The following is a 23779-nucleotide window of genomic DNA, read 5'->3' on the forward strand; positions in this document are numbered from 1 at the left end:
AGTCTCATCAAATGTTCCTTTCCCTACTGGGAAAGGGGGCTTCTTGTAACTCTATCATCCTTTTAACGTTTACTACAAACGCAGTTAGAAATGCTTGTAAATAATGTAAGCGTTTTGCATATGGTTTTTCCCTTAGAATATTTCCTTTGTCCATGTTATTAGCCCGAGCTATTTATGGGAAGGGACATAGTATATTGAACAAAGCTGAAAAAAGGAGGGGGCCAATGTTTAACTTTAGTTCTATCGATCTTAGTCATTTTTTGTTAGCAATGTCTGTTTTGTTAGGTTTGGCACATTTACTGGGCTATTTGGCTGAGAGGTTAATGGTGCCAAGGGTCATCGGCGAAGTCTCAGCAGGACTTGTTTTAGGGCCAACAATACTTGGGTACTTTTTTCCCCATGCCTTTACTTGGCTGTTTGCTGGTTTTCCACAGGAAGATCGAATGTTTGGACTTATGTACCAAATCGGTCTAACTTTACTCATGTTCTGTTCGGGGTTAAATATGCATACAAAATTAAAAAGAGGGGACGGGAAAATCGTAACGGTGATTGTGCTTGCATCTACTATTCTCCCGTTTGCCCTTGGGTGGCTTGCTACTTATTTACTTGATTTCAAACAATTCCTTGGTCCGGCTAATAGTAATTTTGCAATCAAAATCGTCATCGGGATTTCAGTTTCAGTAACCTCAATTCCGGTCATTTCAAAGATTTTTCATGACTTAGGAATTATGCATTCAAGGTTTGCAAAACTGGTAGTAGCAATTGCAGGAGTCCATGATACTTTCCTTTGGGGAGCTCTTGGAATAGCTACTGCGGTTGCCGAGCATGGCGGGCCTGTTACAGTTAGTGCAGTTTTTAAAAGTCTCGGCACTACGACAGCGTTTGTTATCGTTACCATTTTTGCTCTCTATCTTTTATTTAAGAAATTAACGATTCGAAAAGGGAATTTCTTATTTAGAGCTTCACATATTGGGTATGTCTTATTTATCGTGTTCGTCGTTTCCGCCATTGCAGGTTATCTAAATGTAGAAACCATTTTTGGGGCTCTGTTAGCTGGAATTGGAGCAAAATTAACTTTACCTTCAACGTTATTTGAGCGTTTGAAACAGTCGGTTGTACACATTTCATTTTCTTGGTTTATTCCTGTATACTTTGCTGTCGTTGGTTTAAATTTAAATCTTGCAAAAAATTTCCAAACACTTTTTTTTCTCAAATATTTGATATTTGCCACTCTCACTCAATCCATTATTGTGTTTTTTGCCTGTAAGATTATTCGTCAAAATTTTTTAACAAGTATGAACTTTGCGATGGCAATGAACGCTAGAGGCGGCCCGGGAATTGTTTTGTCAACCGTTGCTTTTTCAGAAGGAATTATTAACCAGGATTTCTTTGGGATTCTTGTAATGCTATCCCTAATAACATCGTGGATGGCAGGTTCATGGCTTCGTTTTGTCTTAAATAAAGGCTGGATATTTATGCCGGGGGATGAAGGGCTGCTTCCAGAAAAATCCTATAACAATAATGATATAATCGATTTACAAAAACAGATTCAAATTGACCATGAAACCCGAAAGAAACGTTTAAGCAATACCCTTTCATAACGAGATTAAAATCTTAAATAAACATCCAGCATTACCCTTTTGATTTATAGGACCCAATCCATTTTTATGAAATTATTGAATTGGAACATGAAGAACTTTTATAAATATTTAAAAAAATGGCTTAGAGAAAACTCAAAGCCATTTTTATGTGAATTATCTGTTCTCTTTTAAGGTACCCGCATAAACTTTATAATGTGTCTTGTTTGAACTTCACTCTTTATCTTTATAATTTGGCCACTGCATCTTAATAGATTCTCTGAATTGGCCCATATTAAAGTTTTTACCTGGACAACTTTTTGTGACCCCTTTTAATTCACGATGTCCCAGAATGTGAGTAGTTGATAAATTAAATTGATGTAAAAGGAAAATGCATAGTTTACTCAATGATTTTAGCTGCTCTATTGATGGAGTATGAATATCAAAATTACCAGCTATACAAATACCTATTGATTTTTCATTATATGAATATGCGTGTGCTCCAACATGGTATCCTCTTCCTTTAATAATTTCACCATTTTCCTCAATAAAAAAATTGTATCCTATTCCATTCCATCGACGATGATCCTGATGAAACCGATGCGTCTTTTTAATATCCCAACCTATTTCTTCTGTATGGTGTACAATGATGTACATGACATCTTTTAAAGCAATAAGCGGTTCTTTAAACGATAAATTAATATCTTTAATCATTCCCGGTTCTACTTTCATGTAGACTTCTCCTCATCACATAAGCTTAATCATGATCCCCGTCTTATCATCTGAACGAAGATTATTCCTTTTCTCATATTGTTCTAAGACACAAGAATATACTTGTAAACCGATTGTATGTATCTGTTTAAATGTTTCTTCAATTGAATAGTTTGGATGAAAAAGGCCATCTGTTATCATTAATAATGTTTTGATTTCACTGATATTTACTTGACCATGCTGAATAAAATTGAAAACTTCTTTTTTTCCATTAGCTACAGAGTAACCATATTCCTTATTAGCTAATGAACGATTAAAGATAAGCAATTGAGTACGATCCTGATAATACTCCTCATCTGGAATTTTAATTCCTTGCTTTCTTTGTTCTTCACGCCATGCCTTCGCTCTATAACTTATATCTTTTACAGTATCCCTTGTTAAGGCATTTATGGTTCCGTTTTGATACTCAGCAATGATCATACAATCACCAAGCTGAGCATAAGAAATCTTTCCGTCTTTTTCAATCTTTATAATTGCAGCACATGTTGACCAAAGATTTTCATATTTTTCCTGATTCACCTTGTATTTTTCCATGCGTGCTCTCAACATTCTATTAGCAGCCATGACTCCTTCAACTAATGAAAGGTTACTTCGGTAGAGTCTAAAGAAATAATCTTTAAATATATTTGATGCTAAATATGCACCGTTCCGTCCGTTTTCATCTTTGAATGGCATTAATGGAGTTGCCCCATCAAAAACCCCATAGACATTTATCTTTTCATTTAATACGATTGAATCTTCACTTACACTTTTATGAGGGGCAGCACATAAAAAAGACTCAACTTTCATTGGTTGTCCACCTTCTTTTTTTTCAAAATTAACAGAAAATCGATTAATTAAATAAAGACATTATATGATTTAATGAGAAAATTTATTGTTACTAATTTTCTGTTTCTTTAAATAAGGTGCTGCACCCTTCACTAACACACTTTGTTTGAAATCATTTTGGAAATCACCTACATACAATTAATATTATTAATTATAAAATAAAAAGGCAGTTGAAAGTTCGATTCAATTGAACTTTCAACTGCCTTTTATAAATATTGGACTTTTTCAGTGCTCTCGTTGAATACAGAAATCATCTTCTCCATGTGGCATAACCTTTTTTAGAATTCCCCTTACATCGGGTACACTTTATATATATGCTGACTTTCTCTTAAAATTTCATTTTAGGTTTATCCATGCAAATCCTAGATTAGCTTTAGTCCACTTACAAAGATCAATACAGCAACAACCGTTCGTAAGGGTCTTGTTGGGACCTTAGCAGAAATGCTACTTCCGATCAATACTCCTGGAATGGAGCCAATGAGTAAATTACCAACTAGCATATAGTTAACATTTCCATAACCAATATGTAGCAATCCTGCAACGGTTACCAAAAGAAACGCATGAGTAATATCAGTGCCCACCATCTCTGATGTCTTCATTTGATACAGATAAATCATTGCCACAGCGAATAATGAACCTGAGCCTAAAGAAGTTAATCCGACAATAAACCCAAAAAGGCAGCCAATTAAAATGGTTAGCATTTTCTTTTCTTTCAAAGGTTTTAATTGCCAACGATTCGGTCTTAATTTTTTCTCCACAAAGGTTCTGATAATGATAGCCAGTGAAACAACTATCAGGATGTATCCGAGGGAATGCCTAATAATCTGTTCTTGATTATGGTAATAAGCTTCAAAATAATGAAGGGAACCAATCGCTACCACCGCACTAGGAATACTTCCTATCGCTAATAACTTAACCATCTGTAAATTGACTGTTTTTTGTCTCCAATGTTGAAAAAGTCCGAAGAATTTCGTAATTGAGTTATATACAAGGTCTGTACCTACAGCAATTGAAGGATTTACCCCTATTAGAATTAATACAGGGGTTAGCAGCGCTGCTCCTCCTACACCAGTTAACCCTACCAAAAAACCTACAAGTAAACCCATCAATGTAATCCCCATACTCATATGCTCACGCCCCAACAATTCCAAGTATTTATATAGGGATTATATACATTTATATGAATCTTGTAAATAACAAAATATTTATTAGATTCTGAGAGTTTTCTACCCGGTTATTTCAAAAGCATATTTATTTCAAAAAATGATCCCTCCATCATTGTTGAAAAGAGATTCGGCGTCGGCTGTACCCTTAATTTTGGAACTCTATCGGTTAGATCATCGTTTTAGTACCATTAATAACAATCATCATGTTTCGATATTTATAGGGATAAATTTCTTAGAAATAAAAAAAGTCACATCCGTTTATTGGAGGTGAGTTTTAGGGTATCTTTTAGCGATTTTGTTTTGTCCTATGTAATAGCCCACACAATTTCACTAGTTATGGCTGCTGCGTTCCCGCCCTGACCCGTTTCCTAGCGTCCTTGTTGGACTATGACTCCGCAGGTAGGACTCGAACCTACGACCGATCGGTTAACAGCCGATAGCTCTACCACTGAGCTACTGCGGAAAAATGGTGACGGCTAGAGGACTTGACCCCCCAACCAACTTTTAGTGGAAATGACGGGAGTTGAACCCGTGTGCAAAGATATTGGCACTTATACTTCTACGAGTGTAGTCAGTAGAATTGATTTCACTTACTTCTTTAGCCTACTGACAGGCGTTGAAGCAGCTAGTCTGGTTAGTCTCTTCCTTCATCCTCAGACGGTGGAATTCGGCGTAGTCCACTTATCATGAGTCCCTTACCCTATCACATGGACGATGGAGGGAGGAACCGCTATCGTCTGTTATTAGGCAGCGAAAGCGAAGTTGTTGTTTTGTTTGCCAGTTATAAGGCTTTATCGTTTTTACGAGGACGATTCCCTCGACTCGCCATATAAGCTCAAACTATCCCTGTCGATACCAAGACATCCCCATAATATAATGGCAGAGAAGAAGGGATTTGAACCCTCGCGCCGGTTACCCGACCACCCTTAGCAGGGGCGCCACTTCAGCCACTTGAGTACTTCTCTGTAATAAAAGCTTACCGTCAGTTCCGTTAAGAACTTACAAGAGAAATATATCATGTCTGCTAATTGGATGATAGCTGTAAATTTTGGTAGTTCAAAAGTCCTATATCAGTGTTTTTTCTACTTCAATCACTTGCAATTAGTGTAAAACATTCCGTTTAAGGTTGAAAAAAAGCATTACAATTAACAGTTTTGTAAAAATTACAGAAGAAATTAATTATCGTTAGTGGACAAACAATGAGTTTGACAATTAACCTCGCCATAAGAAATAACTCCTTATTTAGTTTTAGTTTTTAAAGGAAGCCACTTTTATGAAATATCCCTTTTTAATAAATTTCTTCTCTTCCATAAAAAATAAATCAATATTGAAAGGACCAATAAGCTCGTAATTAAATAAATACTATATGTCGATATATATAGTTCCACACTAGTCCAATTTTCCCCTAATATTCTTCCTAGTGTGATAAAAGTAATACTCCATATTAATGCACCCGTAAAAGCGTAAACCGCAAATTTTCTAAAGGGGAAGAGATTGACAGCAGCTATATATGCTGTAAGATGACGAACCCCAGGAATAAAATAACCAAGTAATAAAAGATAAGGTCCGAATTTCCTGAATAATTTCTTTGTTCTATTAATTTTTTGCTCAGTAATGTGAATTTTTGGTCCAAACTTTTCTAATAAAGGCAATCCAAATTTGTAACCGATGAGGTAACTAAGCGAAATCCCCCCCATGGCTCCTACAAAGGCACTTACTATTGACATTATGTATGATAATTTTCCCTGAAACACATTGTAACCAATATATGTAAGAAGAACCTCATCGGGTATAGGAAGTCCAACAATACCACCGATTAAGGCGAAGGTTATTCCGAAGTACCCATAATGTTCTAGAAGGTACGCAATATGATTCTGCATTTTCTCATTCCACCTTAAGATAATTCTAAAAATCACTTGTATTTTTTTATTATCAGAAGTATTTTAATAAATAAAAAAGAAGGTACTTTCTTTCCACTCTAACAGTTTGCTCAACTTAAACTGCCGCTTTATTAAAAAAGCCAACAAATGGCGGCTGGTCTTCAACTCTTGTACTCGTTACTTTAAGTACAATTCTTTAAAATCTGTTTCGTTAATTAAATCAAAAATAGACGATGCTTTATATTAAAGCATCGCACCTGTTAGTTATACTAGTCCCTTTTTAAACCAATATACAAATTTTTTAACAATATATAAAAATTGGATGTGACTTTTAGGATATATTTTAGCGTTTTTGTATCGTCCTATGTAATAGCCCACACAATTTCACTAGTTATGGCTGCTGCGTTCCCGCCCTGACCCGTTTCCTAATGTCCTTGTTGGACTATGACTCCGCAGGTAGGACTCGAACCTACGACCGATCGGTTAACAGCCGATAGCTCTACCACTGAGCTACTGCCGAAAATTTCTAACTTCCTAGTTATATGATCATCGGGTGATAAATCTAATTCAAAATGTTTTTTGTTGCTTAGTGGAAATGACGGGAGTTGAACCCGTGTGCAAAGATATTGGCACTTATACTTCTACGAGTGTAGTCAGTAGAATTGATTTCACTTACTTCGTTAGCCTACTGACAGGCATTGAAGCAGCTAGTCTGGTTAGTCTCTTCCTTCATCCTCAGACGATGGAATTCGGCGTAGTCCACTTATCATAAGTCCCTTACCCTACCACATGGACGATGGAGGGAGGAACCGCTATCGTCTGTTATTAGGCAGCGAAAGCGAAGTTGTTGTTTTGTTTGCCAGTTATAAGGCTTTATCGTTTTTACGAGGACGATTCCCTCGACTCGCCATATAAGCTCAAACTATCCCTGTCGATACCAAGACATCCCCATTATATAATGGCAGAGAAGAAGGGATTTGAACCCTCGCGCCGGTTACCCGACCTACACCCTTAGCAGGGGCGCCTCTTCAGCCACTTGAGTACTTCTCTGTAATAAAAGCTTACCGTCAGTTCCGTTAAGAACTTACAAGAGAAATATATCATGTCTGCTAAATGGATGATAGCTGTAAATTTTGGTAGTTCAAAAGTCCTAGTTATATCATTAGAACTTTTGGTTAACATATATTAGAATATTTGTATTAAAAAAATAAGGCCTCTCTTATGATTGGATGAGGCCGCAAGTTCATACGGTTTAAAATTCTTCGTATTCTGCAGGATCTTGGTTGTTTATTCTGCCATCAGGGCGAGTTAATCCTGAAATGATACTCATTTCTATTTCATCTAAGGAGAAATCAAAAATAGATATATTTTCAAGCTGCCTTGCAGGAGATGATGATTTAGGAATGGCAATGGCCCCAAGTTGATAATGCCAACGTAAAATAATTTGTGAAATAGACTTGTTATGATGATCGGCAATCTGTTGAAGGGTATCATTTTGTAAAACTTCATTTGCTCGAGCTATTGGGCTCCAGGATTCCGTTGTAATGTTATTTTCTTCATGCCATTTTCTTTGTGGTGCTTGATTGAATAATGGGTGTAATTCGATTTGGTTAATGCTAGGTTTCACACCTGTTTCTTTTTCTAAACGCTCTATATGTTCAGGTAAGAAATTACAGACACCGATCGAACGAATAAGCCCCCATTTTTTAGCATCAATTAATGCTTCCCAAGCTTCCAAGTATATGTCCTGTTTAGGATTTGGCCAATGAATGAGATATAAATCATAATAATCTAGATTTGCTCGAAATAACGATTCTTGAATGGTCGCAACCGCCCTGCCATAGGTTTGATAGCGACCGGGAAGTTTCGATGTAATCTTTAATTTTACTCTTGGAACAGAACTGCGTCTAACAGCCTCCCCAACCGTGCCTTCATTTTCATAATTATAAGCAGAATCTATTAGTCTATATCCCATATCAATTGCACTTAAGATCGAATGAACACCATCATTCCCTCTTAGCTTATATGTACCCAAACCGATTACTGGCAAAGTAAGCCCATCATTAAGTGTAATTTCTGGAATTGATTTATCCATCATTAATCACTCCATTCCATAATTATCAAGTTTAGCATAATTTTGGTAACATTTCATGGAAAGACTTCATCGCAAGTGGTTGTCATTACCCTAAGTATCGATGGTATAGTGCCTTTGCTTCGGAAATATCCTTGGTTCCGTGGACTAACACCCTTCCGTCTTTAAAAATGACTAATCGGAGCGGATCCACTGTATATGATAATAGATACGGATTTCTCTGTACTGTTCCCCCTTGATTTGCCAATAATTTTTCTAACGCTACTAAGTCACGCAAGGCGGTAAGCGCAGGACGTATCTGAACAGAATCTCTTCCACAGAGGACAGCTGTCTTGGTTTGATTTTCAAAAGCTAAATAGGGGAAGGAACGTTCTTTCCCACAGGTTGGACAATCTTCTTTTTTCAATTTATCTACCTTGATCGTACTATGTTGATTTTTCCACAAGTCAAAAGACACGAGTTTGCTCCGAAGAGAATCCAGATCGCCAACCAAAATTTTCAAGGCTTCACTTATTTGATACGCAACGACCATGTTCACAGCTGGACTTATAATTCCAGCTGTGTCACAGGTTAATCCGCCTAGCGGAACGGTTTCAAGTAAGCAAGCAAGGCAAGGTGTTTTTTCTGGAATAATCGTGTAGGATATGCCGTAGCTTCCCACGCATGCCCCGTAAATCCAAGGGATGCCCACCTTTTGTGCTACATCATTCATGATCATTCTTGTTTCGAAATTATCGGTTGCATCAATCATCAGATCCACATTTTGAGCCCAGTCAAGAAGCTCGGTGACGGAGGCATCACCAATGATTGCCTCAATCAGCACCGAAGAGTTAATCGCTGTTAAGCGGTTTTTGGCTGCGATGACTTTGGGAATTCGGTTTTTGGCATCTTCTTCAGCATAGAGCTGCTGTCGCTGTAAATTCGACCATTCGACATAATCCCGATCCACAATGGTTAGTTTCCCTACTCCAGCACGGACAAGGGCTTCGGCACTTCCTGAACCGAGTGCTCCCATTCCGATGATAAGTACATGTTTCATGGAAATTAGCTGCTGTCCGTCTTTCCCAATCGGTGAAAATAGTTCTTGTCGTGAGTAGCGATTCACCCGATACTCATTCCTTCCTTGGGACTGCTGGCTGTCGCATATCTCTTTTTCTCGATTCGGCCGGCTTCAAAGCCTAATCGTCCCGCTTCGATCGCTAGACTCATGGCTCGAGCCATTTTGACCGGATCGTTTGCTGCTGAAACAGCCGTATTTAATAACACCCCATCAGCACCTAATTCCATCGCCAATGCTGCATCAGCTGGGGAGCCAATACCAGCATCCACAATCACAGGTACGACCGCTTGCTCGATAATAAAGCCTAGATTAACAGGATTGATGATCCCTTGACCGGATCCAATGGGCGAGGCCCCAGGCATGACCGCATGACAGCCCACTTCTTGGAGCTTTCGAGCTAAAACCACGTCATCGGATGTATAGGGGAGGACAATAAATCCTTCCTTCACTAATTCTTCCGTTGCTTTAAGGGTTTCAATCGGGTCAGGAAGCAAGGTGTGATCACAGCCAATCACTTCCACTTTAATCATATCGCATAGTCCTGAAGCTTTCGCTAGTTTTGCGATCCGGACCGCCTCTGCGGCTGTTTTTGCTCCAGCAGTATTAGGCAGAAGCTTATATTTTTGAGTGTCGAGCTGTTCTAAAAAATTCGGCTGGCTTGGTTCAAAAATATTCATTCGTCTCACCGCAAACGTGAGGATTTCTGCTTTCGACACTTCCACTGCTGCCTTTTGGATTTCAAAGCTTGGATACTTTCCGGTACCTAGTAACAAACGAGATTGAAAGGATAATGAACCTATTTTTAACATGTCAACCGCCTCCTACAAAATGGACTATTTCGATTCGATCTTTATCTGATATTCTCGTACTTTGGTGCTCTAACCTGGTTAATATTTCACCGTTCACTTCCACAACAACGACCTTATCTTGGATGTCATGATGTTTGAGAACATCTGAAACAGATACGATATGGTCGGGTAATTGGATCCACTCGCCATTAACTACTACCTTCATGGTATACCTCCTAACTAACCGTTTCTTTGTGCCGTTCTAGGTGAAAAGCAGAGAGTAGTTCCTGATCTAGTAAGCTACCTGACACTAGGTCCGCAACTAGTTCCCCTGTAATCGGGCTTAATAAAATTCCATTTCGAAAATGGCCTGCTGCCACGAACAACCCACGCCAGCTTGGATGTTCGCCCATATAAGGGATTCCATCGCCTGTCTGCGGTCTGACTCCAGCCCATACTCGCTCCCATGCTGCCTCCTTAATCTGTGGAACTAATTGAGTCGCTCTTTCTATCAATGTAGCAATCCCTTCAGGAGTTACCTTGGTATCAAAGGTATTTTCAATCACAGTCGCACCTATATAAATTTCCCCATTTCGTTTGGGTACTAAATAACAACGTTTGTCGGAGAAAATGGTCGCGTTGATGATCGGCTTTTCTGTTCTAATCGAAAAGCATTCTCCTTTAACCGGATACACAGGAATATCGATTCCTGATTCTTGCATTAATTTCGCCGCCCAAGCTCCAGTGGCAACAACCACCTGTTCACAATGGATGACGCCCTTGCTGGTGTTTACCCCTTTAACTTGACCGTTTTCATAGACAAAAGACAGAACCTCCGTCTCTTCCCATATTTTGGCACTAAAATGTTCCGAGGCTTTTGCATAAGCTTGTGTTAACTTTGCTGGTTGTACATGCCCATCATGAGGGAGATACATCCCTCCAGCTACACGTGGTGAAAGAGATGGTTCCAGTTCACGTAGTTCCTGTGGATCGAGCCAGGTTATTGTTGGATCCCATTTTTTTTGGAAGATGACTTGTTTTTTTACTTCAATCGCTATTTCTTCGGTTTCGGCAATTTTCACCATTCCTTTATTCACATACTCAATATCAATTCCCGTATATTCAAACAACTCACTTGCGAGCGTTGAAAACATCGCTTGACTTTTTAAAGCTAGCTGGAATAAAGGACCGTCTTGTTCCAGCTCTGCTTGTGCTGCTAACATTCCGGCAGCCGCACTGGAAGCTTGGCAAGCGACTCGTTCCTTCTCAATTATGACAACTTTTCTTCCCCTTTTTGCGAGCTGATAGGCAATCGAGGACCCGATAATTCCTCCTCCGATAATGGCCACATCAAATGAATTTTCCACTTTGTTCATCTCCATTTAATTCATTTAGGTAAGCCTTAACTGCTGCTAATGGATCGTGAGCATCTAAAACTCCTGACATGACTGCGATCCCTTTTGACCCTGCTTGAAGTACCTGCCCCGTATTTTCAGTTGTAATCCCTCCGATGGCTATTACCGGGATGTCTAATTGGGTGAGCTTTGCTAATTCCTCTAGTCCTTTTGGGGTCTTCCCCGGTTTTGATTGCGAAGGAAAGACATGGCCAAATAGCACGTAATCAGCACCATTCTCTTTTGCATGTTGTCCTTCCTCGTAGGAGTGGATGGAGTTCCCGAGCAAAAGCTGAGGAAAATTTTCTTTAACAAGCCCTGCATCTAAACTATGGAAGGCTAATTGAACTCCTCTAGCCCTTGTAACGCAGGCAACATCGACTCGGTCATTAATGATAATCTTTGATAGTGGGATGTTTTCATTTGTTAACTGTTGGACGGCTTGGAAAAGTTCCTTGGCTGTTTTTTGTTTTTCCCGCAAATGAATCGCGGTTATATATGGATGAATTTCGCTTACAATTTCACATAACTGTTCGATTGGCATTCTCCCATTGGAGATAATATGTAACTCTTTATCTTTTACACTAGTTGAAATACCCGTTCCCCCTTTTAAGCCAATTCCGTCGATCGAAGGCCTAAAGTGAAAAACAAAAAACCACTTTCTTTAGGTAAGAAAGTGGTCGAAAATTCGAAATAGAAACATACGTTCTTCAAATATCCCGTTTTCCACTTCCCTACGCTGGTATTACCCAGATCAGGTTCATAGAGTCCCGAAGTAGTACTTCAATCTCAGCCCTTTAAAAAGGCACCTCTAGCGGAATTGCGTCATTTATTTAATTGTCATGTAATGATTTCCCTGCATGGATAATGTTAACACTTCAGGCAGAAATGTCAAATGTTTTTCTTTTTCAAAATTGAACGTGCATACTTGTCTGTTAGATTGCTGAAGTAAATTTACTTTTTATCGCCCCTTCAACTGCCAAATCAATGTCGGCATCATCAAATATATAAATGGTGCATGACCTCCCAGCTCCATTGAAACACGCTTAAGTGTATCTGCAGATTGTTTCACAAGTACCTTACCTACCTCTATTGGAACCGGTAAAAGTAATTTTTCGAACAGCTTCGCTTGCCATAAAAAAACTAGCTATATTAAGCTAGCTTTTTAACCTCATGGCGTTTTTCTATACGCTTTTCAATTTTTTCGATTGCTTGTTTATCTTTAAGTAATTCTTGCTTATTCTCTTTTATTAACTCTTCAAATGATTTTTTATGCTTACGCATTATAACACTCTTTTCTTTTCTTTTTTAGATCGGTCTATTATAACATATCTGAATAATAAAACAATTCTGTTAGTTAAAAATAATAGAAAAATTAATTAGAATATTATTTTTGAAAAATGCGAAAGAGCAAAAATGGCTCGTAGTTATTAAAAGAAAAGCAATAGATAGATAGATAAAGAAATGGTAAACCTTGCAATGAAGATTCCTTAAATATATCTTTCATTCCTGTTTATCAATTGCATAAGGAAACGGATGAACATCATTAGAAGAAAGGTGCTTATAAATGTGTATATCCATGTCCATGTATGGTATTTAATTAATTCGGTATATCTTTCAAAAAAAAACTCAATTATCGTTAAAACAGTGGTGTACAAAATACATTGTAGAACAATGTTGAGATATCTTGAATGATAAGTCGTTTGATAAAAGTAAATACAAACAACTGGAAATAGAAGATTTTCATAAAGAAGGCTGGAACTAAAATAGTTACTTAAAAATCTCACTGGATATTCGAGCATTTTCTCTTCTACAACAAGAACACCAAAAAACGTTGAAAAACAAGAGGCCACTGAAAAAATTAAAATCCAATTTTTGATTGGTGGTTTTCTTAAACTAGAAAACAATAGGGTTATCCCGATTATGAGCAGTGACCACAATATTATTCTTTCCATAGATAAAATAGTCCCCTATCTTTACTTTGCTTATCAATGAGTATAACCAAAGTAAAGATAAAAGATTTTATCAATTGCATAAAACCCATTAAAAAAAACGCTTTCCGGAAAAGCGCCCGATTGATGCTTCTACTAATTCTTTAGCAATTCCCTTTACCCAATAAGAATCGTTACTAAGGAAATTATGTATTACTTCAATATCCAAAAAACTTTTATTGGTACTTATAGTAAATCCATCATTGTTTGTCCAATCCAAGCGGTCTACACATCCAGGAAAAATTGAAGCAAGTATAGGAAAAAAGAAACACAGGAACTTGCTGTTATGGTCGATACATTCAGACCGCTGTATTCGTGAAAAAGGCACATGAGTTAGTATGAGCAGCTGGCTATCAAAATAAATTCAATAATAGTTTAATTACTGTAACAATAATTAAAATACAAAACAAAAAGTCTTAATCCCTATAATTGGAGGAATTAAGACTTTTATTTCATTATATACATAAGCAATAGTTTCTTAGACAATTTCTGATAGCTTTTCATTCCCCTGATCAATATATAATTCTTTGACCTTAACTTGTGACGGCAGCAGCGGATGATTGCGTATGATGTTGACAGTTTTTTGTACGCTATCCGTTAAAGTTTTGCCTCCCTGTAGCCATACACTTACCGTACCCTCAGGAAATTCCGGCATGCAATTTTTATAAAGATAATCTAATGTTTGAATCTTGTCCTGTAATTCTTTGTTTTTATATATTTTGTTCAGTATATCCCCAGTATTCTTTTGATAATCATTTGTGGAGACCAAAACGATTTCCTCAACATTATCCTGATACACAGCAATAATGATGTCCCTCATTAAATCGTCGAAGGGGTGTGAAACGACTGGCTGATATGTTTGTAAGATGATCATGTTTTCCGGATTGACATTGGTTTCCTCTTTAATGAATCGTTCTAATTTCTGCTCCATTCCAATCACAAATAGTACTTTTTTCTTTTCATCTCTAGACATCAAATTCACCCCATAAATGTTTTGAATTTTGTTCCAAATAAGTTTCCTGACTCTTTCTTATATGAAAAATGCGAGTCCGAACATATCCTTTTGTTTTTAACATAATTTGCTTTGCAGGTCACTGGAAAGTTTAAAGACCATTACTCGTTCTCCAGTTTGTGTACTAATATCGGTGTGAAAACTTACTACTTCTTCCCCTGTTATCGTTAAGATAATTTCTTTTAAATCATCCAGACCGGATTCCACTAAACTGTTGCGATGTTCTTTTACTGATAACAATCCTTCTTTATCCAGACATACTGTATATTCAGCAGCAGTTAGTATACCGCGGAGTATTACAATCACCATATCCCGTAAGATATCCGATTTAACAGATACGGAGCCTCGTCCAAGATAATTTTTCTCCCAATGTGTTAAAGCTTTGCTTATTTCAGCTTCAAGTGTTCCTTTTGTTTTTTCCATACCGATTCCTTTTCCTTTTTTCATAGTTACATTCATAGATGGCCAAATATTGCCTATAATATTCTAAAAAACAATCTTTTCCGCCCATGTGACGACTTTCTTACGGAAAGCTTTGTACCATTGCTACAAAAGCGCCGGAAAGAAAAGCAGCCTTCACACAAGGACATATATATATAAACCGGGAAAGAGGTTAAGACCAACTCTCCCAGTGTCCTTCCGGATCAATAGACGCAAGCCGAATCCATCCGTTTTTCACTTTTTGATGAAAGGCATGATCGTGGTCCAGCATCCGTTTCACATAGCCCCTCGGTGCTTGGATGACCACCAGCAAACGCAGTGGCTCATGATATGCCTCTTCATCCGATTTCATAACAGACTGCCAGGGAAGTCCGGATAATAAGTCACTGGCGTTCCCCTGCATGACCCCGAGACCGGCTGTCACGGTTTGGGTTGTTTTATTCCCGCTGCCATAATAATGAGGGGCAACAGTAGATGCATAATATTGCAGGTTAATCCATTGAGCTACCGTTGCCGGCCCGGAAATAATGTTGGCGAGAATAGCACCGTTTTTATCTTTCTTCCAGTTATAATTGTTGAGGAAAACTCTTCCTCCCAGATTGCAGTCTTGGGTCAGCCGGCGTTCCCCAATGATAAACGCAGCGTTACGTGCCAAGCCCCATTCCGGACGGACCTCACTCCAATCTTCTGAAAGGCGCTGCGCCTCAGCCTTCGGATTCTTGAGATGGGTTCCGAGATTTGGCAATTGCGGAATCCGCTCGGCATTGGCTTCCTCACTCGCCTTTGGCAACTCGGCTTGGACACGTTTAAATGCTTCCTTAGCTTCAACTGATAGTTCCGGAACATAAAGCCAACGTAATTCATCAAGTGTGGTAATATGCTCGGCGGCTGCAAAAACGGTATCTTTCGGAATGATAATTCCCTCTGTTTCGAGGCTCTTCCTTACGTTTGGAAGATTACACAAGGCTGCCAGCACCCGTGCATTGAATCCGCTTGATGCTCCTCCGCATGCACCGCAGTCGAGTGCGGAACGATATGGATTGTTCGTGCTGTGACTTCCATGTCCGCAAATAACCACTAGTGGTGCAAATTGATCGGTGAGTCCCATCATTTTTAGTGCTTGCCGTACATAGTGTACTTTTTCTTTCACAGAAAATCCAATTGGCAGATCTGTTTCCGATTTTTGCTTATAGTCAAGCGAGAGTTCCGTGGAAGGTTTATGCAGCCATGTTTCGAGCAATTTACTTAATGTCCGGCCTGCACTCCGAGGCATAAAGCTGCGAGCCAGCGTTTGCAGGCTGAGCCAGGGACCGCTAATTTCCGGAAGCACCATGCTGGAAACCATATTATGTTTCATCGTTTTAAATGTATAACCGAGTGAACTGACTACCTGATGCCGTTGTTGAAAGGATTCAAACTCTGGTGAAAACTCTTTTACTTTGTATTGCGGTTTAAACATTACCGGCAAAGAGTTATGCGTGTGGTTACTGCCAAGCTCGCAGGTTTCAATCGGCAATCCGAAAAAGCCTGCTGTTCCAAAGGTCTCAAAATCTCCTGCTTTTTCAAGTTTGCGGCGAAAAGGCTCTGAACGCACATCAATACAAAATACAAATTGAGCGAGTGCCGGCTTTACATTTTCTGCGGCTACAGCAGGCTGTTGGGATGTAATCATCGTCTTTAATTGGTCTTCATATGTTTTTTCCCATGCTTCAAGCAAAAGCCGATTGCGTAGAATCTTATCAAAACGATACGCAAGGGCCAAACGTGCCTTTATTTCTGTAGAGGATAACTGTAACCAAGCATTGATTGGCAGGTTCCCCCATTCCGCCCAAGCTGCAATTAATGGTTCTAGATTTACTTTATCATTTCTTTTTTCAGGCATGGGAAGACAGGGTTTAACTAAAGCCCATTCCATCGAAATTCGTACAGCTAAATAGTCAAGCAGCAGTGAAGTTTCTTCGGCTGATTGCTGTGAGCGCCAAAGCATCATTCCTCCCCAGCCCGGCAAAGCAAGGAAATGTGCTTCAAAATAGTCTTGAATTTCTGAAAAAGGAATTTCGAATTCGAGCAAAACTTCCATTAAGGCAGCGTCTGCTTCTACCGGCAACTCACTTAGTTGTTTACGTACCTTACGGCTAAGTGCCGGGTCATGCTGGACTAGTTTCCGCCACGCATGATAGAAACCTTCTTCCCGATTAGGCATCGACCAGACAGCCTGGGACTTATCCAAAAACAATTTACACCACTTGATCATATGGCTGTTAAGTTCGTGTGCTGCATTCACCCTTCCCAGTTGTTCCAAGCGCTGACTATAGGTTTTGACCGAATGTTTTTCTGTCATTTGGGATGTAAAACGGTTTAGTTTTCTTGCCATGCTTTTTAACTCAGGTGCTTCCAAAGTACTTGAATATGGTTGATTCTGTAAAAGTGCAGCCCGGCAAAACCGCTCTGCGACCTCCCGCGGCAACTCCAAAGACTGTGAGTTTAGCCAATGTTGAAATCCCTTTTCTAAAAAATCCTGATGAATCTCTCCTCGATTCCGTGCAGACTGAAATACGGAATCATTGGGGTAGATATCTATATCACAAGTATCTTTGAGCCGGCGTGCCATTTTTTCAAACGGTTGTCCCTCTAAGCCTACCCAGGGGTTGCGTGCTGCAAATGTGTTAATAGGCCCGAGCGGTACAATGACGCTGCTGGCGGATTTCACCAAGTCATTAAGATCAAAATCGAGGGTATCAGGCAGCTTTTCCCAATGTAATGTTTTTGCTAATGTTGTATTCATCGTAAATGACCTCCTCTAAAGAATGATTGTGTCAAATGCTTAGGATGACTTTCGACCAAATCATTTTGAGGCTCACCTAATCGTACAAGCCAAAGATAAATGAGAACATAGGCAGTTGATGAACGATGACGAGCCAGCCGTACACCTGCAGCACTTCCGGCCAATAAGATAATCAGTAGCAAAATGGCTGCTGGTGCCGGTGGTTGAATTCCTTTCGGGATTGTATCTTGTAACACACCATAAAAAGCATCATGTACCAAACTGTATACAATTGCCGCTCCTGCAAACAAAGAAAATCCTGCTATGCGCCCGATACGTCCGGATCCAAAAGCCACGAGCTGGGTCCAGGCAAATGAAACTGACCATCCTAAGGTAAGAGCGCTTATCAATTGATAACCCTCTCCAGGAGAAGACATCCAAAGGCCAATTGCCACCAGGAGGCCTAAAATCCCGCCAGTAATTGTCCATAATAATGATGTTTGCTGGTTCGTCCCGGAGGTTGGCTCCTCGTGGTGATGAAGCGCAGAGCCAGCCTGTAAGAAAAGGGTTGATTTGAATAGACCATGTAAGACAGCGTGGATAATGGCTGCCAAATAAGCACCTAATGCACATTGGATTAACATGAACCCCATCTGTGCAATCGTAGACCCGACCAGCTGCCGTTTATAATCAACGTGGACCAGCATAATTCCCGTCCCTATCATGACTGAAACACTGGACAATAGAAGCAAAACAATTTGGGCTATATCTCCGCTAAAAAGCGGTGAAAATCGAGTCAAGATAATTCCGCCTGCATTCACTAATCCCGCATGCATTACCGCGGAGACAGGCGTTGGAGCCACTACTGAATCTAACAGCCAGCGTTGGAAAGGCCATTGTGCTGCCGGAATCACGACAGCCAAGATTAGTAGCAGGTTAATGCAAGTCCTTTCCCATGAATCAAGCTGTGCAAGACTGCTTTTGGTGAGGACGAGCGACAGCTGCCAATGCCCTGTGGTTTGGGTGATCCAGACGACAGCTCCCAACAGGATAAGCCAGCCTAGTGCAAACAGACGGCCGGATTGCTTAGCAGCGTTTCTAGCAACACTCCACTCTTTTTTTAATCTTATAAGCAAAGTCAGTCCTAGGAGTGTAACCCCCCAGCAAACCAGCAGCAGGCGAAGGTCATTACTTAGCCAGACACCTGAATCAGCAGTAGTAGTAATCGTCAGCAGAGCAAAATATTTTCGATAGGAACGATCACCGAGTAAGTAACGAACAGAATAGCGCTGCACGATAAAACCGATGGTAAGGACAAACAAGGCCAGCAGCCATGATAAGGAATCAAGCCGCCAAGGGCCATAAATCATGGTCTCATTGTTCGTAACAAGGGCCAGCAGGGCAGCGATTGGGGGCAGCAATGTGACACCGACGTGAAGCCGAACAAAAGACAGCGGAACCCTTGGGTATAACAGGAATAGCGCGCTAAGGACCGATATGGCAAGCAATCCAAAAAATATTTCTGGCAGAGAAATTAACATTTTACTTCCCCCCATCGATGTATGGAAGAAACCATCATTCCGAAAATATGACTTTGACCGATTTCCTTCATTACGCTACATTCCTTTCTGTTTTATTTTTAAAAACAAAAAAACCGACAATTTTTTAAGCATAATGGTTAAATCCATTAAACTTTGAAAATTGTCGGTTTACTTTTAACGGGCCCAGCCAGGCCTTTTAATAGTCTACCTAATTATGTAATTTTCTTTCTTCCAATAAGGAAGTATAATTACAGTTTGTCCTCTTTAATATATATTTACTTTTTCATATAGTCAATAGAAAGTTATTAACCTCATGCTAAAGTAATCTATTTATTTAGAGAATCAATTAAACAATTAATTTATGGTAGTAATGTTACTATTTATCAAACATTCTGTCAAGTTAAAATTTGGTCCAAACTTACTTATTGTGAATTTCTGCCATATAACTTTTGAACTTGATCCTTTAATTGTTTGTTCTCTTCTTCCAATGCCTTTATACGCCCTTTTAAAGTCTTAACTAATGCATCCTCTGAACGCAACTTGCTCTTTTTAATTATTTCATTTTAATAGGAGTTACCACCACAAATAAATTTTCAATTGGATCGGTTACATTGATTTGGTATGATAAACCCTATAGATGTTAACCAAATAACAATTATAGTTTACTTTTAAAATCAAAAGGGCGTAAACAAACTGGGGGAGAATAATGTATAAGCTGCGAGGACATCATCTTTTTTGCCTTCTAGGCTATCGGGGAATGGGCTATTCCCAAGAATACGTGGAAAATATGACGCTTTTGCATCAAACCTTGAGAACCAACCCAAATACGTTGATTCTGCTTGTAAAGGGACCAGATCAGTTGTGTGAAAAGTTCCCTAATTCAGGTGAATACCATTGCCAAGACGACCAGATCGATGAAAGAGATGCCGTTATTTTAGACAAAATGAACCTTAAAATCGGACAAATTCTTAGATGGGAGGATATTGAGTCCCGTATCCTAGAACATGTCATCCCCGCCGATATTCAAGTTGTCTGTGAAACTTGTTCTTGGCGTTCTTACGGGGTTTGCGAGGAAGGTATTCGAGAGATTCATGATGGGAAGGGCTTAAGAAAAATTCAATAAGCTTCATCTATTCAATGCCCACAGGGACGGTTCTTTTGGCCTTTTTTAATCTCTTTCCTTGTCCAAAAAAGCCAGTAGAACCGTCGTCCCCATGATCCCATGGTCCTTCATGGTCCCTGTCCTTACACTCCCCGCTTATTTCCCCAAAGAAGCGCATGCAATTGTGGTAATACTTTTACATCATTCAATTGAGGGTCAGCAACCACACAATTGACTAACCACTCATATTTCAACAGTAGTTTTTGAATCAATTCATTATTATTGAAATTCGTAATATCATCGTTCCCAACCTGGAGATAAAAAGGAATATCCGCATACCGGTTATGAACCATTTTCGCATACTCAAGATCGGCATCATCGAAGATGACTACTTTTAGACTCACTTGATGTTTAAAATCATTGTCGTTTAAATTTTGAAAAATAGAATCTAATATTTCAAAATTGGTTACCATGTTGGAGCTCGGCGGCTTTGGTGAAATGGTCAGTTCATTAACGTTTAGGAACCAGTCCTGCCATCTGCTGCCTTGTGTTTCGATGCCAATTTTGATGTCTTTTTCTTTTAATAAATCGATAAACACATCTAAGTTTTTCAACAGCGCCGGATTTCCCCCTGAGATCGTCACAAACGAGAAATTGTCCCCACCGACTCTTTTCAATTCATCCCAAATTTCTTCAGCGGTCATTTGCTGAATATCTTCTTTGGCACTGCCATCCCATGTAAAGGCAGAATCACACCAGCTGCATGAATAATCACAGCCGGCTGTCCGAACAAACATTGTCTTTTGACCAATGACCATGCCTTCTCCTTGAATGGTTGGGCCAAAAATTTCTAATACAGGAATCTTACTCATTCTTCCATCCACTCCCTTCTCGCTTCTGCATAGCTTGTTGGAGTTTCAAACAGACGGACAAATTCCACTCTTGCTCCATGATATTGGTCCCTACGATCTTCTGTTGCTAAGGCATCTTTCATTTTCTCATATATCCAGACAACCATGTTTTCAGCTGTTGTATTCATCGATGGAAGGGTTTCGTTTAGGTATTGATGATCAAGATAGATTTCGATTTCATTTTTCCAAATGTCTTTAATATCGCCAAAGTCGATCATTAAGCCGCGTTCATCAACAAAACCACTTAATCCAAAAATAACTCTGTACGTATGGCCGTGCAAATTCTTGCATTTCCCTTCATAGCAATGCAAGTGGTGTGAAGCATCAAAGGTAAACTCTTTGCTCACTAGTACACGCTTTGAATGATATTTTAATTGATGAGGTTGAATGTCCTCATTTATCTTCTGAAGTTTATCAACGATTCTGAAACCCATCGTTTAAAACCTCCCATTAAGAAAGTCATCAAGCCCTCTTTTTCTTAAGACGCAAGCTGGGCACTCTCCACATCCATCCGAAATCACACCATTGTAGCAGGTTAATGTTTTTTCACGAACAAATTCAAACGCGCCTAAATCGTCTGCCATCGCCCATGTTTCTGCTTTGTTTAACCACATTAATGGCGTATGAATGACAAAATTATCGTCCATCGATAGATTTAAAGTGACATTCAGTGATTTGATAAAAATATCACGACAATCTGGGTACCCGCTGAAATCTGTTTCGCAAACACCGGTGACTAAATGCTTAGCACCGATCTGACGTGCTAAAACACCTGCGAAAGTCAGGAATAACAGGTTACGGCCTGGCACAAATGTAGACGGCAGTTCCCCTTCGCCGCCATCAGTCACCTCAATATTTGAACGTGTTAATGCATTAGGGGCTAGTTGATTTAATAAGGACATATCTAAAATATGGTGTTTCACACCAAGTTCATTGGCTATATTTTTGGCACATTCAATTTCTAAACTATGCCGTTGATTGTAATCAAACGTAACTACTTCTACTTCTTTAAATTGCTTTAATGCCCAAAATAAACAAGTGGTGCTGTCTTGTCCACCACTAAACACAACAATTGCCTTTTCATTTTTCAACATGTATATCAAATACTTCCTTTCAAATAGAAAAAAACAGCACCCCAAGATAGAAGTGCTGCTTCATCTTAGTTTTTTTAATGTGGGGGGCTAGAACCACTTTCGCAAAATGCGAACTATATAATTTTAAATGACTAAATGATTATAAACCATTTTTTCAATTTTTTCACCTATTTGTCGACATTTTTCGAGTCAATGACTTGAAGTATAACGAAGTCACCAGCATAATTCTTCCTGCCAGCAGCATGGTAGTCACCAATCAGTGGAGTTCCTCTTGGTGAGAAAGGGTTCAATGGTTACTTCTTTTGTAACTTCCGGTGCTTCTTGCTCATTTTTTGCGTTAATAATTAAATCTAGTGCCACCGTTCCAAGTTTTTCGTAATCATGGTTTATGGAAGTAAGGCTCGGCGTCAAGATATCTGCAACAAACGAATCATCATAGCCTACAAAGGCAAATTTCTTGGGGTCGATATTTTGATGATTGCACGCAACTAAAGCTCCGGAGGCAATCATATCATTTATACAAATAATGGCCGTAGGCATTGCCTTGTTTCCCAGTAGCTTGTTCATCGCCTTTTGACCGCTTCCTACTGAAAAACCGCTGTATATATGCCATTCAGGATGATAAACCAGACCATTTTCCATCAGGAGCTGCCTGAATCCCTCTACTTTTATATCGGTAGAAGTGATCCCCTGCTTTCCTCCCAGCAAGCCAATTTTTTTGTGCCCCATTTCGACTAAATGCTCGACAATCATCTTCATACCCAACAGCTCATCGGATTTCACTTTATAACAATCGACACCGGCCATCTCTCCGTTGACCATCAAAATAGGGATCTTTTTCATAACCTCCTGCACCTCAGAGGCCTCTTCCGCATCCGTTAACGATTTGTTAATCCGGCCGCCCATCATGATGATCCCTTCGACCTGGCGTTCCGAGAGAACCTTTAGGTAAACGGACTCCATCTTGCTATCATTCATAGAATTACATAAGAATATCGTATATCCCTTTTTTTGAGCGTATTTCTCCAATTCCATGCAGAAGCTTGAAAAGAATGGATTCGTGATGTCTGGCAAAATCAGCCCAATCATCTTTGTTTCTTTTTTTGATAAACTTCTTGCAATACTGTTTGGCTGAAAATTATATTCCTGTATTTTCGCCAGCACCTTCTCTTTTGTTTTTTTGCTGACTGGATAATTACCATTTAGGACCCGCGATACAGTTGCCGGAGATACATTTGTGGCTTCGGCAATATCATAGATGGTAAACGTTTTTTTGTCCAACTGAAGCCCCCCTTCTTAGAGATATAAACCTAAATATATTAATCGGTTTTATCTTAAGTATCTTTCTTCCAATTGTAATCTATTTT

23 protein-coding genes, 4 tRNA genes, 4 other RNA genes, 1 pseudogene and 1 riboswitch are annotated in these 23779 nt (G+C 39.3%); of the genes and pseudogenes, 3 read left to right on the forward strand and 29 right to left on the reverse strand.

The window, feature by feature from the left end; genetic code table 11:
- Nucleotides 1-224: 224 nt before the first annotated feature.
- Entirely contained in the window at nucleotides 225-1601 is a 1377-nt protein-coding gene (locus tag QF028_RS14530) for a cation:proton antiporter (protein WP_429466434.1), read from the forward strand.
- A gap of 210 nt (nucleotides 1602-1811) precedes the next feature.
- Here the strand turns inward: QF028_RS14530 and QF028_RS14535 are convergent, their stop codons facing one another.
- From QF028_RS14535 to QF028_RS14545, 3 genes are all read right to left on the reverse strand, one after another.
- Nucleotides 1812-2309 carry a peptidoglycan recognition protein family protein gene (locus QF028_RS14535; protein ID WP_429466436.1) on the reverse strand — a complete coding sequence of 166 codons (498 nt, stop codon included), beginning with the start codon at nucleotides 2307-2309 and terminating at the stop codon, nucleotides 1812-1814.
- A 15-nt stretch (nucleotides 2310-2324) separates the two neighbouring features.
- Entirely contained in the window at nucleotides 2325-3137 is an 813-nt protein-coding gene (locus QF028_RS14540) for a protein phosphatase 2C domain-containing protein (protein WP_429466438.1), read from the reverse strand.
- Between the two features lie 401 nt (nucleotides 3138-3538).
- Nucleotides 3539-4303, reverse strand: a complete 765-nt coding sequence (locus QF028_RS14545) for a sulfite exporter TauE/SafE family protein (protein ID WP_429466440.1) — start codon at nucleotides 4301-4303, stop codon at nucleotides 3539-3541.
- Between the two features lie 150 nt (nucleotides 4304-4453).
- Between QF028_RS14545 and QF028_RS14550 the strand changes: the two genes are divergently transcribed.
- Complete coding sequence (locus QF028_RS14550; RefSeq protein WP_429472343.1) at nucleotides 4454-4525, forward strand: DUF5808 domain-containing protein; 72 nt, start codon at nucleotides 4454-4456, stop codon at nucleotides 4523-4525.
- Nucleotides 4526-4648: 123 nt separating this feature from the next.
- Here the strand turns inward: QF028_RS14550 and ffs (QF028_RS14555) are convergent.
- From ffs (QF028_RS14555) to QF028_RS14660, 22 genes and pseudogenes are all read right to left on the reverse strand, one after another.
- Nucleotides 4649-4734: signal recognition particle sRNA small type (ffs, locus tag QF028_RS14555), an RNA gene on the reverse strand.
- Nucleotides 4734-4805: transfer RNA gene (locus QF028_RS14560), tRNA-Asn, on the reverse strand. Before QF028_RS14560 ends, ffs (QF028_RS14555) begins: the two co-directional genes overlap by 1 nt.
- 42 nt (nucleotides 4806-4847) lie before the next feature.
- Nucleotides 4848-5210: a transfer-messenger RNA gene (gene ssrA, locus QF028_RS14565) on the reverse strand.
- Nucleotides 5211-5219: 9 nt separating this feature from the next.
- Nucleotides 5220-5307 (reverse strand) — tRNA-Ser (locus QF028_RS14570).
- A 306-nt stretch (nucleotides 5308-5613) separates the two neighbouring features.
- A complete protein-coding gene (locus QF028_RS14575) occupies nucleotides 5614-6222 on the reverse strand; it encodes a DedA family protein (protein WP_429466442.1) in 609 nt (202 codons plus the stop codon).
- A 363-nt stretch (nucleotides 6223-6585) separates the two neighbouring features.
- An RNA gene (gene ffs / locus QF028_RS14580) (signal recognition particle sRNA small type) lies at nucleotides 6586-6671 on the reverse strand.
- Nucleotides 6671-6742: transfer RNA gene (locus QF028_RS14585), tRNA-Asn, on the reverse strand. Before QF028_RS14585 ends, ffs (QF028_RS14580) begins: the two co-directional genes overlap by 1 nt.
- Nucleotides 6743-6809: 67 nt before the next feature.
- Nucleotides 6810-7172, reverse strand: a transfer-messenger RNA (tmRNA) gene (gene ssrA, locus QF028_RS14590).
- A 9-nt stretch (nucleotides 7173-7181) separates the two neighbouring features.
- A tRNA-Ser gene (locus tag QF028_RS14595) sits at nucleotides 7182-7272 on the reverse strand.
- 202 nt (nucleotides 7273-7474) lie between these two features.
- Nucleotides 7475-8317, reverse strand: a complete 843-nt coding sequence (locus QF028_RS14600; RefSeq protein ID WP_429472344.1) for an aldo/keto reductase — start codon at nucleotides 8315-8317, stop codon at nucleotides 7475-7477.
- Between the two features lie 85 nt (nucleotides 8318-8402).
- On the reverse strand, nucleotides 8403-9419 hold the full coding sequence (locus QF028_RS14605; protein WP_429466444.1) for a thiazole biosynthesis adenylyltransferase ThiF: 1017 nt from the start codon (nucleotides 9417-9419) through the stop codon (nucleotides 8403-8405).
- Nucleotides 9416-10183, reverse strand: a complete 768-nt coding sequence (locus QF028_RS14610) for a thiazole synthase (protein WP_215007014.1) — start codon at nucleotides 10181-10183, stop codon at nucleotides 9416-9418. The genes QF028_RS14605 and QF028_RS14610 overlap by 4 nt, the downstream gene beginning before the upstream one ends.
- A 1-nt stretch (nucleotide 10184) precedes the next feature.
- Nucleotides 10185-10388, reverse strand: coding sequence for a sulfur carrier protein ThiS (thiS, locus tag QF028_RS14615; protein ID WP_168243388.1), 204 nt, complete (start codon nucleotides 10386-10388; stop codon nucleotides 10185-10187).
- 10 nt (nucleotides 10389-10398) lie between these two features.
- Nucleotides 10399-11538, reverse strand: a complete 1140-nt coding sequence (thiO, locus tag QF028_RS14620) for a glycine oxidase ThiO (RefSeq protein WP_429466447.1) — start codon at nucleotides 11536-11538, stop codon at nucleotides 10399-10401.
- Nucleotides 11513-12184 (reverse strand): thiazole tautomerase TenI, encoded by a 672-nt coding sequence (gene tenI / locus QF028_RS14625; RefSeq protein WP_429472346.1) that lies wholly within the window; start codon nucleotides 12182-12184, stop codon nucleotides 11513-11515. Before tenI ends, thiO begins: the two co-directional genes overlap by 26 nt.
- Nucleotides 12185-12270: 86 nt before the next feature.
- Nucleotides 12271-12379: riboswitch (TPP riboswitch) on the reverse strand.
- A 127-nt stretch (nucleotides 12380-12506) separates the two neighbouring features.
- A pseudogene (locus QF028_RS14630) lies at nucleotides 12507-12686 on the reverse strand (aldehyde dehydrogenase family protein); the annotation flags it as partial.
- A 22-nt stretch (nucleotides 12687-12708) separates the two neighbouring features.
- Nucleotides 12709-12840 (reverse strand): FbpB family small basic protein, encoded by a 132-nt coding sequence (locus tag QF028_RS14635; RefSeq protein WP_251033777.1) that lies wholly within the window; start codon nucleotides 12838-12840, stop codon nucleotides 12709-12711.
- A gap of 206 nt (nucleotides 12841-13046) precedes the next feature.
- Complete coding sequence (locus QF028_RS14640; RefSeq protein ID WP_429466449.1) at nucleotides 13047-13511, reverse strand: CBO0543 family protein; 465 nt, start codon at nucleotides 13509-13511, stop codon at nucleotides 13047-13049.
- Nucleotides 13512-14025: 514 nt separating this feature from the next.
- Nucleotides 14026-14520 (reverse strand): carbonic anhydrase, encoded by a 495-nt coding sequence (locus tag QF028_RS14645; protein WP_429466451.1) that lies wholly within the window; start codon nucleotides 14518-14520, stop codon nucleotides 14026-14028.
- A 96-nt stretch (nucleotides 14521-14616) separates the two neighbouring features.
- Nucleotides 14617-14982 carry a DUF2294 domain-containing protein gene (locus QF028_RS14650; protein ID WP_215017825.1) on the reverse strand — a complete coding sequence of 122 codons (366 nt, stop codon included), beginning with the start codon at nucleotides 14980-14982 and terminating at the stop codon, nucleotides 14617-14619.
- Nucleotides 14983-15172: 190 nt separating this feature from the next.
- A complete protein-coding gene (locus QF028_RS14655) occupies nucleotides 15173-17785 on the reverse strand; it encodes a DUF2309 domain-containing protein (protein WP_429466453.1) in 2613 nt (870 codons plus the stop codon).
- Nucleotides 17782-19320, reverse strand: coding sequence for an NADH dehydrogenase subunit 5 (locus QF028_RS14660; protein WP_429466455.1), 1539 nt, complete (start codon nucleotides 19318-19320; stop codon nucleotides 17782-17784). The genes QF028_RS14655 and QF028_RS14660 overlap by 4 nt, the downstream gene beginning before the upstream one ends.
- A gap of 691 nt (nucleotides 19321-20011) precedes the next feature.
- Between QF028_RS14660 and QF028_RS14665 the strand changes: the two genes are divergently transcribed.
- Entirely contained in the window at nucleotides 20012-20428 is a 417-nt protein-coding gene (locus QF028_RS14665) for a DUF1284 domain-containing protein (protein WP_429466457.1), read from the forward strand.
- Nucleotides 20429-20550: 122 nt separating this feature from the next.
- On the opposite strand, the gene queE is transcribed toward QF028_RS14665, so the two are convergent.
- From queE to QF028_RS14685, 4 genes are all read right to left on the reverse strand, one after another.
- Nucleotides 20551-21279, reverse strand: a complete 729-nt coding sequence (gene queE, locus QF028_RS14670) for a 7-carboxy-7-deazaguanine synthase QueE (protein ID WP_429466459.1) — start codon at nucleotides 21277-21279, stop codon at nucleotides 20551-20553.
- Nucleotides 21276-21752: a 6-carboxytetrahydropterin synthase QueD gene (queD, locus tag QF028_RS14675; protein ID WP_429466461.1), complete on the reverse strand. Its 477-nt coding sequence runs from the start codon at nucleotides 21750-21752 to the stop codon at nucleotides 21276-21278. Before queD ends, queE begins: the two co-directional genes overlap by 4 nt.
- 3 nt (nucleotides 21753-21755) lie before the next feature.
- Nucleotides 21756-22409, reverse strand: a complete 654-nt coding sequence (gene queC / locus QF028_RS14680) for a 7-cyano-7-deazaguanine synthase QueC (protein ID WP_215013898.1) — start codon at nucleotides 22407-22409, stop codon at nucleotides 21756-21758.
- 252 nt (nucleotides 22410-22661) lie between these two features.
- Nucleotides 22662-23693 (reverse strand): LacI family DNA-binding transcriptional regulator, encoded by a 1032-nt coding sequence (locus QF028_RS14685; RefSeq protein WP_429466463.1) that lies wholly within the window; start codon nucleotides 23691-23693, stop codon nucleotides 22662-22664.
- Between the last annotated feature and the right edge of the window lie 86 nt (nucleotides 23694-23779).

The organism is Neobacillus sp. B4I6 (genome assembly GCF_050434045.1).
Lineage (GTDB): Bacteria > Bacillota > Bacilli > Bacillales > Cytobacillaceae > Neobacillus.